The organism is Proteus sp. FME41 (assembly GCF_014897315.1).
Classification (GTDB): Bacteria; Pseudomonadota; Gammaproteobacteria; order Enterobacterales; family Enterobacteriaceae; genus Proteus.
In genome coordinates this window covers 11,637-26,240 of the sequence record NZ_JABUYL010000013.1, presented here as the reverse complement: position 1 = coordinate 26,240, position 14,604 = coordinate 11,637, and the positions used below count along the sequence as shown (strand labels likewise).

The following is a 14,604-nucleotide window of genomic DNA, read 5'->3' as shown; positions in this document are numbered from 1 at the left end:
TTGCTGGAGAGAATAAAATGGAAATCATTCACACCTTATTAGACTCATTGGGCCATTTATCACCTATTACATTATTCTTGTCTATTATCTTAATTACTGCGGGAAAATCGACTATAGGGATCTCTTCTTTTTTACCCCCGGCATCCTTAATGCTTATCTTTATTTTTGGCGCTTGTTTACCCTTTTATTCTCCAATATTTCTTTGGTTAGCCACCAGCTGTGGGGCTTTACTAGGTTCAATTGTTAGCTATGAATTAGGTCGTTCTATTTACCACTTTCCTCGCCTTAACGCATGGGTTAAGCGTTATCAATCAAAAATTAATCGAGTTCAACAATTATTAAAAAATAAAACTCACTATATTCTGTTTATTTCTCGATTTTTAGCTGTATTTCGCTATTTAACTCCTTTTAGTGCGGGCTTATTAAAATTACCGGCGCGTGGTATTTATATTACCAGTACTATTTCTGCCTTAGTTTGGTCGGCTATGTTTGTTTTAATTGCGACAGGTGTGCTTTCCATTGTTTTGTAAGCATTCTCATTAATACATCCTTTTAGCCATTCACTTAATGTAAAAAATACCCTACTTTCTTTTTACTCAGCAATATTATTTAAATATTGCCTAACCACCCATTTTTTCATTTTATTTTTTATTATCGATAAATTGGCTATTTTTTAGCTTATTTTGTTATTTATTTAGTAAATTACTGATATTTTCTTTTGCATTTCGTGCATATCACCCTAATTATGATTAAAAATCGCATAATTATTATGCCGATCACACTTTGTTATCTTCTTGTTTTAATTTCACCATGTCACCTCACAATTTTTTAACATCTTGTATTTCTATAAAACTTGTCATGTTGTATACAAGTTGATGTGAAACATTCACCTGCGTTTTTATGTACAGGAACAACATCATGAGAATAAGAAAAACAAAGCTTGCCATCGGTATTGTTGCTGTTATTGCTGTTATCTCATTAGCAATAGCTGGCAAAAAGGAGAATGCGAATAAACAATTTCTCTCTGTAGCAACAGCCTCAACAGGAGGAACGTATTATCCGATGGGGGTTGGATTAGCGAATGTATGGAGTACACACCTTAAGGATAGAGGCGTTCAAGTTACTGGACAATCCTCTGCGGGATCAATAGAAAATATTTACTTGATGCAGAAAAATGAAGCTCAACTTTCTATTTTACAAAGTCTTTTAGCCGTAGAAGCTTACGACGGTGTACGCAACTTTGAAGGTAAACCAGTAAAAGAGCTGCGTTCAATTTCTATGTTATGGCCTAATGTTGAACACTTTGTTTTAATGAATAACAAAATTAAGACAAGCACATTAGACGATATTCGATCTACACGCTTTTCTGTTGGCCCACAGGCCAGTGGTACTGAGCAATCTACAATCATTATTCTTAAAGGCGTTAATTTAACCAAAAAAGAGATCACCCCTGAATATTTAGGGTATGGCGATACTGTTTCTGCTATGCGAGATGGACGCTTAGATGGCGGAGCATTGCCTGCAGGTGTTCCAGCTTCGGCAGTCACCGATATGTATGCCAGTGGTGTCAGTGCAACATTATTAGAAGTCACAGATAAGCAACTGGATGACATCAATAATGTAGCAAATTCTTGGTTTCGCTTTGAAATACCCGCGAACACATATCCTCGTCAAACCGAAAGGGTCAATACTATTGCTCAACCCAATATCTTAATGACCACAACCAGTATTGATAATGATTTAGTGTATGAACTCACTAAATCAATGTTTGAAAATCTTCCCGAGGTTCATCAAGTTCATAGTGCAGCTAAATACATCACCACAGAAAATGCATTAAAAGGTGTTTCTGTGCCACTACACCTAGGGGCCTACCGCTATTACCAAGAGATTGGATTAGAGATCCCTGATTATCTTATTCCACCAGAAGCTCAAACGCAGACTAATAATAAATAATAGGAGTGAGTTATGACTAATAATGACCATCTAACTCCGGTAGAGCCACCCGCATTAGATAAAGAGGCAAGTTCTGGCAGTCGCCAACTTGCAGGTATCTACCTGAAAATGACCACAACCCTTGCAATATTAATCTCGCTTTATGCCATTTATTCTAACGCGTTATCAAATACCCAAGAATTTTATCGTAATACTATATTCCTGAGTGGTATTTTAATTTTAGGGTTTATTCTATTCCCATTCTCTAAGCGTTTTTCAACGCCAAAATTTAATGGATGGGATTATCTTTTTATTATTTTAACATTAGTTAGTTATGGTTATTTTTTCTTAAATTATGTCGATCTTCATGTAGTGAGAAAGAGTATTCCAAATACCACAGATTATGTTATGGCGATATTGGGTATTATTGTCCTTTTTGAAGCTGCAAGAAGAACGACGGGTTATTTCATTCCAGGACTTGCAACTTTCGCCATTATTTATGCTTTATTTGGTCAATATTTTATGGGTATTTTCGGTCATGCCGGATTTTCCGTAGAACGGTTGTTATACCGTTTATTTATGACCAGTGAAGGCATTTTTGGAATTACTCTTTCAACCGCATCAACCGCTATTGTGGTCTTTATTCTTTTTGGTTCTTTCTTAAGTGTGAGTGGTGCCACTGCATTATTTAATGATTTAGCCCTTGCTATCGCAGGACGTCGTCGCGGTGGTCCTGCGCAAGTTGCAGTTATTTCCTCTGCATTGACAGGCTCTTTAAGTGGAAGCGCCGTCGCTAACGTAGCAACCACAGGAACATTTACGATCCCCTTAATGAAAAGTATTGGGCTAACTCCCCGTTTTGCAGGTGCCGTCGAAGCAACAGCATCAACCGGTGGAATGATTATGCCTCCAATAATGGGTGCTGCCGCATTCATTATGGCGGGCTTTTTAGGGATTTCGTATACCACCATCGTCATTGCCGCCATTATTCCTGCACTGCTGTATTACGCTGCATTAATTATGGCTATTGATATTGAAGCCAAAAAGCAAGGGTTAAAAGGATTAAGCAAAGAGAATATCCCACAAGTTAAAGCAGTATTAAAAGCGCGTGGTTTATTATTATTACCACTGGTCATTGTTATTGGCACTTTATTAGTCGGTAAAACCCCTATTTATGCTGGATTTTTAGGTATTCTAACTATTATTGTCGCCAGCTGGATAACACCCGATAAAACAGTTCGTATGACCTTAAAAAAAGTCGCTGAGGCGTTAGCAGAAGCGGCACGTGGTTCAGTTCAAGTCACCGTGGCGTGTGCGGCAATTGGGGTCATCATCTGTGTCGTGACGATGACAGGTATTGGTGCGACATTGGCCTTTAACATTGTCTCAATGACGGATAATACATTATGGATGATCTTATTAGTTGTTATGCTGGTGTGCATTGTTTTAAGTATGGGTTTACCTTCAACCGCTTTATATATCGTCGTTGCCGTTACAGTGTCACCTATCTTAATTAAAGCGGGAGTTATGCCTTTAGCTGCCCATTTTTTTGTATTTTGGTTTGGTGCATTATCCAATATTACGCCACCTGTTGCATTAGCCAGTTATACAGCAGCCAGTATTGCACGAGCGGACCCAATGCAAACATCGTGGGATGCTGTACGTTTAGCACTTCCCGGTTTTATCATTCCATTTATTCTGGTTTATAACCCTGCTTTATTGATGCAAGGTGATAATTTAGGTGTATTCTCTATTGGATTAATGATTATTACTGCATTAATCGGAATTTATGCACTGAGTATTGCAACAGCAAATTTCTGGATTGTAAAAACAACATGGTTTGAACGTATTGCTTTTGCAGCCGCCGCAATTTTAATGATTAAACCCGGATTATATACCGACCTTCTGGGCGTAAGTTTGATCATATTAACGGGTGCATTCCACATGTTACGGTCTAAAAAACAACTCGCCCATATGGGACATGTGTCAGGGGAAAACTAGATGATACAAAAGATCTCACGCCAAAAAGCATCGCATCAAATTCTTGAGCAGATTAAGAAAAATATTCATAACGGAACGTACCCTGTAGGGGAAAAGTTACCCTCTGAAAACGTACTCGCTGACGCCTTTGGTGTCAGTCGAGTCCCCATCAGAGAAGCATTAGGTGTATTGGAAGCCAGCGGAATTGTTACTTCACGCCAAGGTGGTGGTCGATGCGTTATAGACCATTCGATACTCAGTAAATATGAACCTATTGTTATGGAGATTGCTCGTCCTCAAGAAATAGATTCGCTGCTTGAAATGCGTGAGGTCATTGAACATGAAGCGGCAGCAATTGCCGCTTTACGTCGTACACCTGAAGAATTACTTGCGATTGAAAATGCACATCAAGCTTTTATTCTAGCAACTCAGCAAAATAAAAATATTGGTCATGAAGAAGATTATCAGTTCCATCGCGCGATTATGGTCGCTTCTCATAATCCTTTTTTTGTTAGGATCTTAGATAACTTACATGAGCTTTATCTGGGTGTATTAATGTATTCATTAAGCCAGAACAAAGGTCGGGATGCTGAAACAAAGCGCGTTATCGCAGAACACGACGCTATTGTTGAGGCGATTCGCCAACAAGATCACGATGAAACAAGCCACAAAATGCGACTTCATTTGACGAATGTACGTGGAAAATTAAAACGCTTACAGCAAAAAAAACGTTAACTCTCTATTTGTAAAGTGGATAAGACTATGACTTATGACGTAATTATCATCGGGGCGGGATTAGTCGGATTAGGCGTTGCAAGTGCGCTACAAGAAAGCCAGCCTGAGCTTAAATTATTGGTGATTGATAAAGAATCTGGCCCTGCGGTTCATCAAAGTGGACATAATAGTAATGTTGTTCATTCAGGTATTTATTACACACCTGGGAGCCTTAAAGCAAGGCTAGCAAAACAAGGCAATATCACCACTTATGCGTTTTGCCAACAACACAATCTTTATTACGATCGTTGTGGCAAAGTGATTGTCGCGACTAATGAAAAAGAGCTAAATGCGTTAGAAAACATTTATCAACGTGGCATTGATAATGGGCTTGAAGTGATCAAAATGACCGAAAGTGAACTGAAAGCCAGAGAACCTTATGTTAATGGCATTGCTGCATTATTAGTTCCTGATGCAGGTATTGTGAATTACTCTGAAATTGCAGCAAAACACGTTGAAATTATTCAATCTCGTGGCGGTGAATTTACGTTTGGTCAAACGGTAACAGCTATTAATGAAACAGATGAACATGTAACAGTAACGACATCTAACAACCAATTTACAGGTAGGTGGTTGATTAATTGTGCAGGATTATTTAGCGACCGTATTGCTAAAATGGCAGGTTATGATACAGGCATGAAGATAGTTCCATTCCGTGGCGAATACTTTATGCTTAATGCCAATAAAAACCACTTAGTCAATCACCTTATTTATCCTGTTCCTAACCCTGATTTTCCGTTTTTAGGTGTCCATTTTACACGTATGTATAACGGACACCGTGATGTTGGGCCTAACGCAGTATTAGCGTTTAAGCGTGAGGGCTATAAAAAAAGCGATATTAACTTAAAAGATCTCGCTGAAGTTCTCACTTACAAAGGATTTTGGAAAATTGCTGGAAATTATTTAGGTGAAGGATTGGCAGAGCTTCGTCGCTCATATTCACGTAAACTCTTTACTCAAAATGCACAGAAATTAATCCCTGATTTACGTGAAGCCGATATTCATCCTGGTCCCGCAGGTGTTCGTGCTCAGGCTTTAACCAATGACGGTAAACTCGTCGATGATTTCCATTTTGTCAAAGGCAAACGCTCATTGCATGTGTGTAATGCTCCCTCTCCGGCAGCAACCGCTTCAATTGAAATAGGCCGTGAAATAGTCAGAGAACATTTTTTATTGTAACGATTAAAAAACATCTTTATTAAAAATTAAATAATAGCACTGGCGTTAATCAGTGCTTTTTATTTTCACTTCAATCTAACTCTCTTTTAATGCTTCCCCCATTAACCACTGCTGAAATATTTCCATTGATGCTGTCATTGGCTTTGATTTTAAAGATGTTAACCAATATTTCCCTATTTCAACGTCTATTTTAAACGGTTGCACTAACTGACCACGTTCAATTTCTCTTGAAAACATCTTTGCGGGCGCTAATGCAACGCCGCCTTCATAAATCGCGCTTTCGACCATTAAACGTGAAGAATCAAAAATAGAGCCTGTTACTTTTATTGGGGCCATATTTGCTTTTTCAAACCATTGCAGCCATTCATCTTCTCGATAAGAACGATATAAATTTTCATTTATTAAATCAGATGGATATTGTAAACGTACGGCTGTTTTTGGTGAGCATAACACCGTTAATGGCGCTGAAAATAACGCCTTATTGTGAGTTAGTGGCCACAGCCCTTCGCCAAATCGAATGGCAAAATCAAGCCCTTCTGTTGCCAAATTAACCACATTATTATTTGTTCTTAAATTCACTTCTATTCTTGGATATTGTTGTTTAAATTCAGCCAATCGGGGTAATAACCAACCCACGGCAAATGTCCCTACAGTGGCAATTGAAACAACATCACGGTACTCACCCCGTTCAAATTGCTTAAATACACGTTCAATGTTGCTAAAAGCCGTTGTTAATACAGAAAATAAAATATGTGCATCATCTGTCATCTCTAGGCCACGGGGTAAGCGCTTAAAAAGTATCACCCCAAGACGCTCTTCTAGCATTCTTACCTGCTGACTGACCGCACCTTGAGTAACATAAAGCTCTAATGCTGCTTTGGTAAAATTAAGGTGCCTTGCTGATGCTTCAAAAGCGCGTAGTGCATTAAGAGGAAGATGTGTTCGCATAATATTCTTAGCCATTAGATTTTCTATAAGCTAAGGCGATTTATTATCGATTGTCAATAAACTAATTAAATAGGATATTGCAGATGATAAATATACAGCTTTTTATTTATACAATAACTGACTATTTATATTGAGATTTTCTTTACTAAATTAATATGAGCATCAATTTATATGTTTAAAATAACATTTCGTCAGACCGCCGTGATCGTAGTTTCATTAATATCTCTATTTGCTTCTCCTCTGCTATGGGCTAAAACAAATAGTACTATTGAAGAACAATTAAGTGTGCTTGAAAAAAATAGCCAAGGCCGTTTAGGGATTGCCTTAATTAATACTGAAAACAATTCACTCATTACCTACCGTGGTGATGAGCGCTTTGCAATGGCAAGTACCAGTAAAGTCATGGCTGTTGCGGCGGTTTTAAAAGAGAGTGAAAAACAAGCTGGATTACTTGATAAAAATATCGTAATAACAAAATCTGATTTGGTCGCTTACAGCCCTATTACAGAAAAACATTTAGCAACAGGAATGACACTGGCTCAATTAAGTGCTGCGACCTTGCAATACAGTGATAATACAGCGATGAATAAAATAATAGACTATTTAGGTAGCCCTGCAAAAGTGACTGAATTTGCACGCTCAATTAATGATGTTACCTATCGCTTAGATCGCAAAGAACCTGAATTAAATACAGCCATTCACGGCGATCCTCGTGATACCACCTCTCCAATTGCAATGGCAAAAAGCCTACAAACGTTAACGCTAGGTGATGCGTTAGGACAATCTCAACGCCAACAACTCGTCACGTGGTTAAAAGGTAACACTACAGGGAACCAAAGTATTAAAGCAGGTTTGCCAACACACTGGATTGTCGGCGATAAAACAGGCAGTGGCGATTATGGTACAACTAATGATATTGCTGTTATTTGGCCAGAAGATCATGCGCCATTAGTTTTAGTCGTCTATTTTACCCAACAAGATCAGAATGCTAAATATCGTAAGGATATTATTGTGAAAGCCACGGAAATCGTGACAAAGTCTTTTACTTCATCATTAACAAAGCATTAATAACAAGTTTTATAATTACAAGTAACAATAAAAAAGCTGAGTACAATTTTATTTGTCTCAGCTTTTTTTATTTTTTATTATCGTTTTACTTTAATTCAGTTATGTGATGTGTGTTAAATCATTGTAAATAAAATATTTACCCTTTAATTAAAGCGGTAAAGAAAAACTGACTTTAACCGTCTCCATTGGCACTTCCGTTTTTATACTTTGAATACTAGGAATTTGTGTTAAATAGTCAGCATGAAAACGGCGATAGGTTGCTAAATCTTTTGTCACTATACGAATTAACGCATCACACTCGCCAGCCATTAAATGGCATTCAACAACTTCAGGTAATACTTTGATAGCCTTTACAAATTCCTCGATAGTGTCAGCATCCTGAGCTCTAAACCAGATCCTGGCAAATAAAGATAACCCTGCATCAATCTTACTGCCATCTAATACAGCAACATAGCGCGTGATCACACCTGACTCTTCAAGTAAACGCACTCGACGAAGACAAGGAGAAGGTGAAAGTCCAACCTCTTTTGCCAGCTCAATGTTCTGGATTTTACCATCACGTTGAAGAACCTGTAAAATATGTTTATCTATCTTATCTAATTTTATTGACATCAAAGATTAACCTTAATTCTATTTGTGGAATTTTATTGCCAATTAATTCTTTTTGTTAGCAACAAAGCAACCCGATTTTTTCGGAATCATCATATAATCTTTCCGCTAGATTTCACAGCAAAAACGATGTTTTCCTCAATCTATCTCTATCAGGTGAAAAGATGGAATTTAACACTTTATTATTATTCGCACTGACTGTACTACCGCTTATATGTACACCTGGCCCTGATATCCTTTTTATTTCATCCCAAGGGCTATCAGGGGGAATGAAATCAGCGTGGATTGCGAATGCAGGCGTCATTTCTGGCTATTTAACCCATGCAGTACTGAGTGCATTAGGGCTTGCTACTTTAGTATCAACATCCCCCCTTTTATTTCATTTACTTAAATGGGTTGGTGTTGCCTATATCAGTTATCTTGCCGTTAAAATGTTAATATCTGCCTGCAAAAAAGGACAATTAGTCCTTGATGCCACAAAAATCTCATCGTTATTTCGTAAAGGTTTTTTAACCAGTTTTCTTAATCCTAAAGGTTTATTAGTTTATCTCGCTATTTTACCAAACTTTATTGATAATCATAATGATGTAGCAACACAATCATTACTGTTATCTGCGATATTTATCACGACTTGCTTAATTATTTATGGTCTTCTTGGTACCTTTTTTGCGTATATTGGCTTAAAAGGTGGATTGAGTGATAAACGCCGTCGTTATAATGAGGGTATTGCAGGTGGATTACTCACCTTTGCTGCCGTTAATCTGGCTTTAAATTAGCCATAATCCTAAACACTATTAATTATTCTAGTCAGTATTTGACCACAAAAGTGCCCTTATTTTAGTGGTCGAATATCTGCCCATAATAATTGGCAATTGGCAGTTAATGGTCTTATTTCGCCTTCACGAATATCCGGTAACCACCAAGCTCCCTGTCCTTTCGATAAACGCTGGCAAGTTGCACCCGTTAATGTCCATTCACCTTTCGTCACATAAATTAAGCCTGCATGAGAACTTGGCAATATTCGTGGTTGTGTCACTAGCGTTGTTTCGGCTTTCCAACATGTTCTACGAACCATAATATTTAAACATTTTACGCCACCTTTAATTAATTCAGATTTAACATGTATATCACCTGAAAAATCAAAGGATTGATAAGTGTTTGTGACAGAATGACTTAAAAATCCTGGGCTATTTAAATTAAGACCATTACCTTCTAATAATACCATTTGCCGATCAATATCAGGAAACTGCCCTAATGAGCCATTATCTTCAATCGAGGTTAGACACGCACGCCATGAAAAGTCTTTACTAACAGGCCAACAAACGATTTCTTGTGTTGTGCCTTTTTGATTATTCCATTGAATAAACGGTAACTCTTGCTGATCAAAACAACGTAGCTTCATTGTATCCTCCTGCAATATCTGGCTAGTTAGTCTGATAATGAGGTTAAGATTTAATCATTGGAGATTACCGTTCATAAATCAATAGCTAACTTTTAAAAATGTGCGCTAACATCTGCTATTTACGCCGTAATTTTCTGCATCCTTCACCGATAATTTCCATTCCTTTTTCTGTCCGACTATTCCACTGAAAGGAGGAATTTAAACGAAAGGCATGGTTAAATTGGGAACTGGTAGAAAACATTGATCCCGGTGCAATACTGACGCCCCTTTCCAAAGCAAAGTGATAAAGTTTATTAGCATCGAATTCAGATTCAAATTCTAGCCATAAAAAATAACCGCCAATTGGAATATTAACTTTCACATCTTCAGGTAGATGAGTTTGTATAGCTTGCAACATGCGATAACGTCTTTGTTCTAACAATAATCTTAAACGACGAAGATGCGTGTCATAACCGCCTTGCGATAAATAATCGGCAATCGCTTGTTGCGTTGGCATACTGGCTGATACCGTGCTCATCATCTGTAGCTGCTGTATTTTTGTTGCATGTTTTCCAGCTGCAACCCAACCAACGCGAAATCCTGGTGCAAGACATTTAGAAAACGAAGCACAATGTAATACGCTATTCGTTTTATCAAAACCTTTTACTGGCATTGGTGCTTTCTGGCTGTTATACAACTCACCATACACATCATCTTCAATAAGGGTTATCTGCTTTTTCGCTAATATATCCACCAGCTTAACTTTATTTTCATCAGGTATTGTTCCACCTAATGGATTTTGGCAATGGCTCATTAACCAACAGGCTTTAATATCATACTGCTCAACTACTTTTTCAAGTTCATCTAAACAAATCCCTGTCACGGGATCTGTTCTGATCGCAATCGCTTTTAAACGTAAACGTTCAATAGCTTGTAATGCGCCATAAAATGCAGGGGATTCAATAACGACCCAATCGCCCGGCTCAGTAACTGCTTGCAAGCTAAAACTTAATGACTCCATTGCACCCGCAGTGATGACAATTTCATCAGGAGAGACATGAATACCTTGTAAAGCATAACGTTGCGCAATGTTACGGCGTAACTTTTCATTCCCTGGTGGCAAATTAATGACGGAACTTTGAGGCGCTAAATGTCTTGCTGCTGACGCTAATGCACTACTCAATTTAGGCTGAATAAATAAACTTGGATCAGGAAATGCCGAACCAAAAGGAATAATATCGGGATCTTTACATGCTTGAAGTACATTAAAAATAGAAGTGCTGATTTCTACATTTTCACTCATGTGCAGCCCTTTACTGGCCGTCACTTGACCAAAACGCGTGTTACGATGCGCAACGTAATAACCCGATTGTGGTCGCGCCGTTATCCACCCTTGGCTTTCTAATAACTGATACGATTGTAAAACTGTCATTAAACTTAAACCTGATTGTTTCACCGTATCCCGTAATGAAGGTAAACGGTCGCCCGATTGCCAGATATTATCTTCAATCTGTTGGCGTATTTGCGCTGCAAGCTGTTCATATCGAGTCATATAAAACTGTTCACCTCAAAACTGTTATAGTCATTTTTAAACTTATTGTCACTATTATAGCTTACTGTCATATGGTCTACTAATCCACACGATTTACCTGCAATTTACATTTATATATCAATAAAACGAGGTTTTTATGCTTGGGTTAAGTGCCTTTGATTTGGCGCGTATCCAATTTGCGTTCACAGTTTCTTTCCATATTATCTTCCCCGCAATTACTATCGGACTGGCTAGCTTCTTAGCTGTATTGGAAGGTTTATGGTTAAAAACGCGCAATAAGGATTATTTAGCGTTATTTCATTTTTGGTCAAAAATATTCGCTGTTAACTTTGCTATGGGCGTGGTCTCTGGTTTGGTCATGGCTTACCAATTCGGAACCAACTGGAGCTTTTTCTCTGACTTTGCGGGCTCCATTACAGGCCCTTTACTAACTTATGAAGTCCTCACCGCCTTTTTCTTAGAAGCTGGGTTCTTAGGTGTCATGCTATTTGGTTGGAATAAAGTGGGCGAAAAACTCCACTTTTTTGCAACCTGCATGGTGGCATTAGGCACCTTAATGTCTACTTTTTGGATCTTGGCTTCAAATAGCTGGATGCAGACCCCACAAGGGTTTGAAATTATTAACAATCAAGTGGTGCCGGTAGACTGGATTGCCGTCATTTTTAATCCCTCTTTTCCTTATCGCCTTGCCCATATGGGGGTTGCTGCGTTCCTTGCTTCCGCTTTCTTTATTGCCGCCTCTGCAGCATGGCATTTACTGAAAGGTAATAAGACATCAGCAATGAAAAAGATGCTTTCAATGTCGTTGTGGATGATCTTAATTCTAGCACCAATTCAAGCACTCATTGGGGATGTTCATGGTTTAAATACCTTAAAACATCAACCTGCTAAAATTGCAGCCATTGAAGGCCATTGGGAAAATAAACCCGGTGAAGCCACCCCTTTAATTCTTTTTGGTATGCCTGATATGGATGCTGAAGAGACGAAATATAAAATAGAGATCCCTTATCTTGGCAGCATGATCCTTACTCATAGCTTAGAAAAACAAGTTCCAGCACTAAAAGAATTTCCTAAAGAAGACAGACCTAACTCACTCATTGTTTTCTGGTCATTCCGCATTATGGTTGGCCTTGGCATGTTAATGATTTTAGTCGGCGTTTGGGGAACATGGTTACGTTATAAGAATAAACTTTATGAATCTAAAGCTTTCTTACGCTTAACTTTCTTAATGGCACCTTCAGGACTTATCGCTATTCTTGCCGGTTGGTTTACCACCGAAGTAGGACGTCAACCTTGGGTTGTTTATGGCATTCAGCGAACACGAGATGCCGTATCTGCTCATGGCGAGATGCACATGAGTATAAGCTTGCTGGTCTTCTTTGTAGTTTATGGCTCCGTGTTCGGTATTGGATATGCCTATATGTTAAGACTGATCCGCAAAGGTACACCGGAGGTGCATCATGGGAATTGATTTGCCAGTCATTTGGTTCATCATCATTGTATTTAGTACATTAATGTACATTGTTATGGATGGTTTCGATCTTGGAATAGGTATGCTTTATCCTTTCATTAAAAGTAACCAAGATCGTGACTTAATGATGAATACCGTTGCCCCCGTGTGGGACGGTAATGAAACATGGTTAGTTTTGGGTGGTGCAGCATTATTTGGTGCTTTTCCACTTGCTTACGCCGTTATTCTTGACGCATTAGCAATGCCATTAACCTTAATGCTTGTTGCACTAATTTTTCGTGGTGTCGCTTTCGAATTTCGTTTTAAAGCCGATGACAATCACAAAGGATTTTGGGATAAAGCCTTTATCTTTGGTTCTATTCTAGCCACTTTTACACAAGGCATTGTCGTTGGGAGTGTTGTTCAAGGTTTACCGGTTGTGAATCGCACGTTTGCAGGCAGCTATTTTGATTGGTTATCTCCCTTTGCACTCTTTTGCGGTTTTGGCTTAGTTATCGCCTATTCATTATTAGGGTGTGGCTGGTTGATTATGAAAACTGAAGGCCATTTACAACAAAGCCTGTATAAAGTTGCTAAACCTCTAACATTGGTCATGCTTGCTGTTATTGCGGTTGTGAGTGCATGGACACCGTTAGCACAACCTACCATTGCTGAACGTTGGTTCTCTTTACCTAACCTATTCTTCTTTTTACCTGTTCCTCTTTTGGTGTTGTACAGCACTTGGTTGATTTTGCGCTCAGTAAAAAAACAAGGACACTATCTGCCTTTCTTTGGTGCACTGGCCTTAATTTTATTAGGTTTTGCCGGATTAGGTATCAGTATTTGGCCTAATATTATTCCGCCTGCCGTGAGTTTTGTAGAAGCATCTGCACCACCAGAAAGCCAAGGATTTATGCTTGTTGGTGCCCTATTTATTATTCCAATTATTCTTGTCTATACATTCTGGAGTTACTACGTTTTCAGAGGAAAAACCAATTATGAAGAAGGTTATCACTGATCCACAAATACAAAGCAAACCCTCATTATTAAAAAAATGGGGCTGGCTAATTACTATTTGGTTTTGTAGTGTTTTAGCCTTATTTGCAGTTTCTTCTCTTTTCCGGTTTTTAATGACGCTTGCAGGAATGAAAGTGAAGTAAAAGCAAAGCATACACAGCAATACAATAAAATAGCACCGCACGATATGGCGAGCTATAAAAGCGGAAAAAGGGCTGAGATTATTTTCAGCCCTTTTTATATTTAATGATAACAATCCTTTTATTACGCTATAACCGATGTGTTGTTACATTTGATGTAACACTTATTAGAGAGTGTACTTTTAATATCTCATCTTATAGTGATTGATTTATGCTTACATAAAAGAATGATAGAAATAAATACTTTTACTTTTCTATGATTAACTAAATTTAAACCAAACTCCTTGATAAAATAATCACAAATACATCATTTTTGATTAACGATAAGTGATAAACTCTTTTTTATTCATTTAATGCAATAATTAAAGATATAAACAATCCTATAAAAAGTCATCCTCTCTAAAAATAAAATAGAATGGGTGTTGAATTAGATTACTAAAGTAATTATGATACCGCCGCCTAGAGGTTCATATCAGTATTATTTTATAAAGACATGTTAGTGTCTCATTTAGATGTTACCCATATGATTAACTAAAAAATTGAGTCCATCTCCTTATTAAATATTGTGTGGTAG

Annotated in this window: 14 protein-coding genes; 10 read left to right on the top strand and 4 right to left on the bottom strand. The window is 38.0% G+C overall.

The window, feature by feature from the left end; translation table 11 throughout:
• The first annotated feature begins 17 nt into the window (after positions 1-17).
• The 5 genes from INT04_RS12790 (at position 18) to lhgO (ending at position 5,865) form a co-directional block, all read left to right on the top strand.
• On the top strand, positions 18-530 hold the full coding sequence (locus tag INT04_RS12790; RefSeq protein ID WP_193016495.1) for a DedA family protein: 513 nt from the start codon (positions 18-20) through the stop codon (positions 528-530).
• A gap of 388 nt (positions 531-918) precedes the next feature.
• A complete protein-coding gene (locus INT04_RS12785; RefSeq protein WP_193016494.1) occupies positions 919-1,953 on the top strand; it encodes a TAXI family TRAP transporter solute-binding subunit in 1,035 nt (344 codons plus the stop codon).
• Positions 1,954-1,965: 12 nt separating this feature from the next.
• Complete coding sequence (locus INT04_RS12780; protein ID WP_193016493.1) at positions 1,966-3,933, top strand: TRAP transporter permease; 1,968 nt, start codon at positions 1,966-1,968, stop codon at positions 3,931-3,933.
• Complete coding sequence (locus tag INT04_RS12775; RefSeq protein WP_193016492.1) at positions 3,934-4,647, top strand: FadR/GntR family transcriptional regulator; 714 nt, start codon at positions 3,934-3,936, stop codon at positions 4,645-4,647.
• Between the two features lie 15 nt (positions 4,648-4,662).
• Entirely contained in the window at positions 4,663-5,865 is a 1,203-nt protein-coding gene (gene lhgO, locus INT04_RS12770) for an L-2-hydroxyglutarate oxidase (RefSeq protein WP_193016491.1), read from the top strand.
• A gap of 75 nt (positions 5,866-5,940) precedes the next feature.
• Here the strand turns inward: lhgO and INT04_RS12765 are convergent, their stop codons facing one another.
• Complete coding sequence (locus tag INT04_RS12765; protein ID WP_226894096.1) at positions 5,941-6,813, bottom strand: LysR family transcriptional regulator; 873 nt, start codon at positions 6,811-6,813, stop codon at positions 5,941-5,943.
• A gap of 171 nt (positions 6,814-6,984) precedes the next feature.
• Here INT04_RS12765 and bla point away from each other — a divergent pair, with 171 nt between their 5' ends.
• Positions 6,985-7,881 carry a class A beta-lactamase gene (gene bla, locus INT04_RS12760; protein ID WP_193016489.1) on the top strand — a complete coding sequence of 299 codons (897 nt, stop codon included), beginning with the start codon at positions 6,985-6,987 and terminating at the stop codon, positions 7,879-7,881.
• 147 nt (positions 7,882-8,028) lie between these two features.
• Here the strand turns inward: bla and INT04_RS12755 are convergent, their stop codons facing one another.
• On the bottom strand, positions 8,029-8,493 hold the full coding sequence (locus INT04_RS12755) for an Lrp/AsnC family transcriptional regulator (protein ID WP_193016488.1): 465 nt from the start codon (positions 8,491-8,493) through the stop codon (positions 8,029-8,031).
• A 161-nt stretch (positions 8,494-8,654) separates the two neighbouring features.
• Between INT04_RS12755 and INT04_RS12750 the strand changes: the two genes are divergently transcribed.
• On the top strand, positions 8,655-9,266 hold the full coding sequence (locus tag INT04_RS12750) for a LysE family translocator (RefSeq protein WP_193016487.1): 612 nt from the start codon (positions 8,655-8,657) through the stop codon (positions 9,264-9,266).
• A gap of 56 nt (positions 9,267-9,322) precedes the next feature.
• Here INT04_RS12750 and INT04_RS12745 read toward each other — a convergent pair whose 3' ends face one another.
• Entirely contained in the window at positions 9,323-9,892 is a 570-nt protein-coding gene (locus INT04_RS12745; protein ID WP_193016486.1) for a HutD family protein, read from the bottom strand.
• Positions 9,893-10,007: 115 nt separating this feature from the next.
• Positions 10,008-11,423, bottom strand: a complete 1,416-nt coding sequence (locus INT04_RS12740) for a PLP-dependent aminotransferase family protein (RefSeq protein WP_193016485.1) — start codon at positions 11,421-11,423, stop codon at positions 10,008-10,010.
• A 136-nt stretch (positions 11,424-11,559) separates the two neighbouring features.
• On the opposite strand from INT04_RS12740, the gene INT04_RS12735 reads away from it, so the two are divergent.
• From INT04_RS12735 to INT04_RS12725, 3 genes are read left to right on the top strand one after another with little or no spacing between them, the layout of a single operon-like run.
• Entirely contained in the window at positions 11,560-12,894 is a 1,335-nt protein-coding gene (locus INT04_RS12735) for a cytochrome ubiquinol oxidase subunit I (protein ID WP_193016484.1), read from the top strand.
• Positions 12,884-13,891, top strand: coding sequence for a cytochrome d ubiquinol oxidase subunit II (gene cydB, locus INT04_RS12730; RefSeq protein WP_193016483.1), 1,008 nt, complete (start codon positions 12,884-12,886; stop codon positions 13,889-13,891). The genes INT04_RS12735 and cydB overlap by 11 nt, the downstream gene beginning before the upstream one ends.
• Positions 13,872-14,033, top strand: coding sequence for a DUF2474 domain-containing protein (locus INT04_RS12725; protein ID WP_109372179.1), 162 nt, complete (start codon positions 13,872-13,874; stop codon positions 14,031-14,033). The genes cydB and INT04_RS12725 overlap by 20 nt, the downstream gene beginning before the upstream one ends.
• Positions 14,034-14,604: the final 571 nt, after the last annotated feature.

Bases quoted from the DNA above. Each gene is read 5' to 3' on its own strand.
- INT04_RS12790 (WP_193016495.1), top strand. From the start codon at position 18: ATGGAAATCATTCACACCTTATTAGACTCATTGGGCCATTTATCACCT.
- INT04_RS12785 (WP_193016494.1), top strand. From the start codon at position 919: ATGAGAATAAGAAAAACAAAGCTTGCCATCGGTATTGTTGCTGTTATT.
- INT04_RS12780 (WP_193016493.1), top strand. From the start codon at position 1,966: ATGACTAATAATGACCATCTAACTCCGGTAGAGCCACCCGCATTAGAT.
- INT04_RS12775 (WP_193016492.1), top strand. From the start codon at position 3,934: ATGATACAAAAGATCTCACGCCAAAAAGCATCGCATCAAATTCTTGAG.
- INT04_RS12765 (WP_226894096.1), bottom strand. From the start codon at position 6,813: ATGCGAACACATCTTCCTCTTAATGCACTACGCGCTTTTGAAGCATCA.
- bla (WP_193016489.1), top strand. From the start codon at position 6,985: ATGTTTAAAATAACATTTCGTCAGACCGCCGTGATCGTAGTTTCATTA.
- INT04_RS12755 (WP_193016488.1), bottom strand. From the start codon at position 8,493: ATGTCAATAAAATTAGATAAGATAGATAAACATATTTTACAGGTTCTT.
- INT04_RS12750 (WP_193016487.1), top strand. From the start codon at position 8,655: ATGGAATTTAACACTTTATTATTATTCGCACTGACTGTACTACCGCTT.
- INT04_RS12745 (WP_193016486.1), bottom strand. From the start codon at position 9,892: ATGAAGCTACGTTGTTTTGATCAGCAAGAGTTACCGTTTATTCAATGG.
- INT04_RS12740 (WP_193016485.1), bottom strand. From the start codon at position 11,423: ATGACTCGATATGAACAGCTTGCAGCGCAAATACGCCAACAGATTGAA.
- INT04_RS12735 (WP_193016484.1), top strand. From the start codon at position 11,560: ATGCTTGGGTTAAGTGCCTTTGATTTGGCGCGTATCCAATTTGCGTTC.
- cydB (WP_193016483.1), top strand. From the start codon at position 12,884: ATGGGAATTGATTTGCCAGTCATTTGGTTCATCATCATTGTATTTAGT.
- INT04_RS12725 (WP_109372179.1), top strand. From the start codon at position 13,872: ATGAAGAAGGTTATCACTGATCCACAAATACAAAGCAAACCCTCATTA.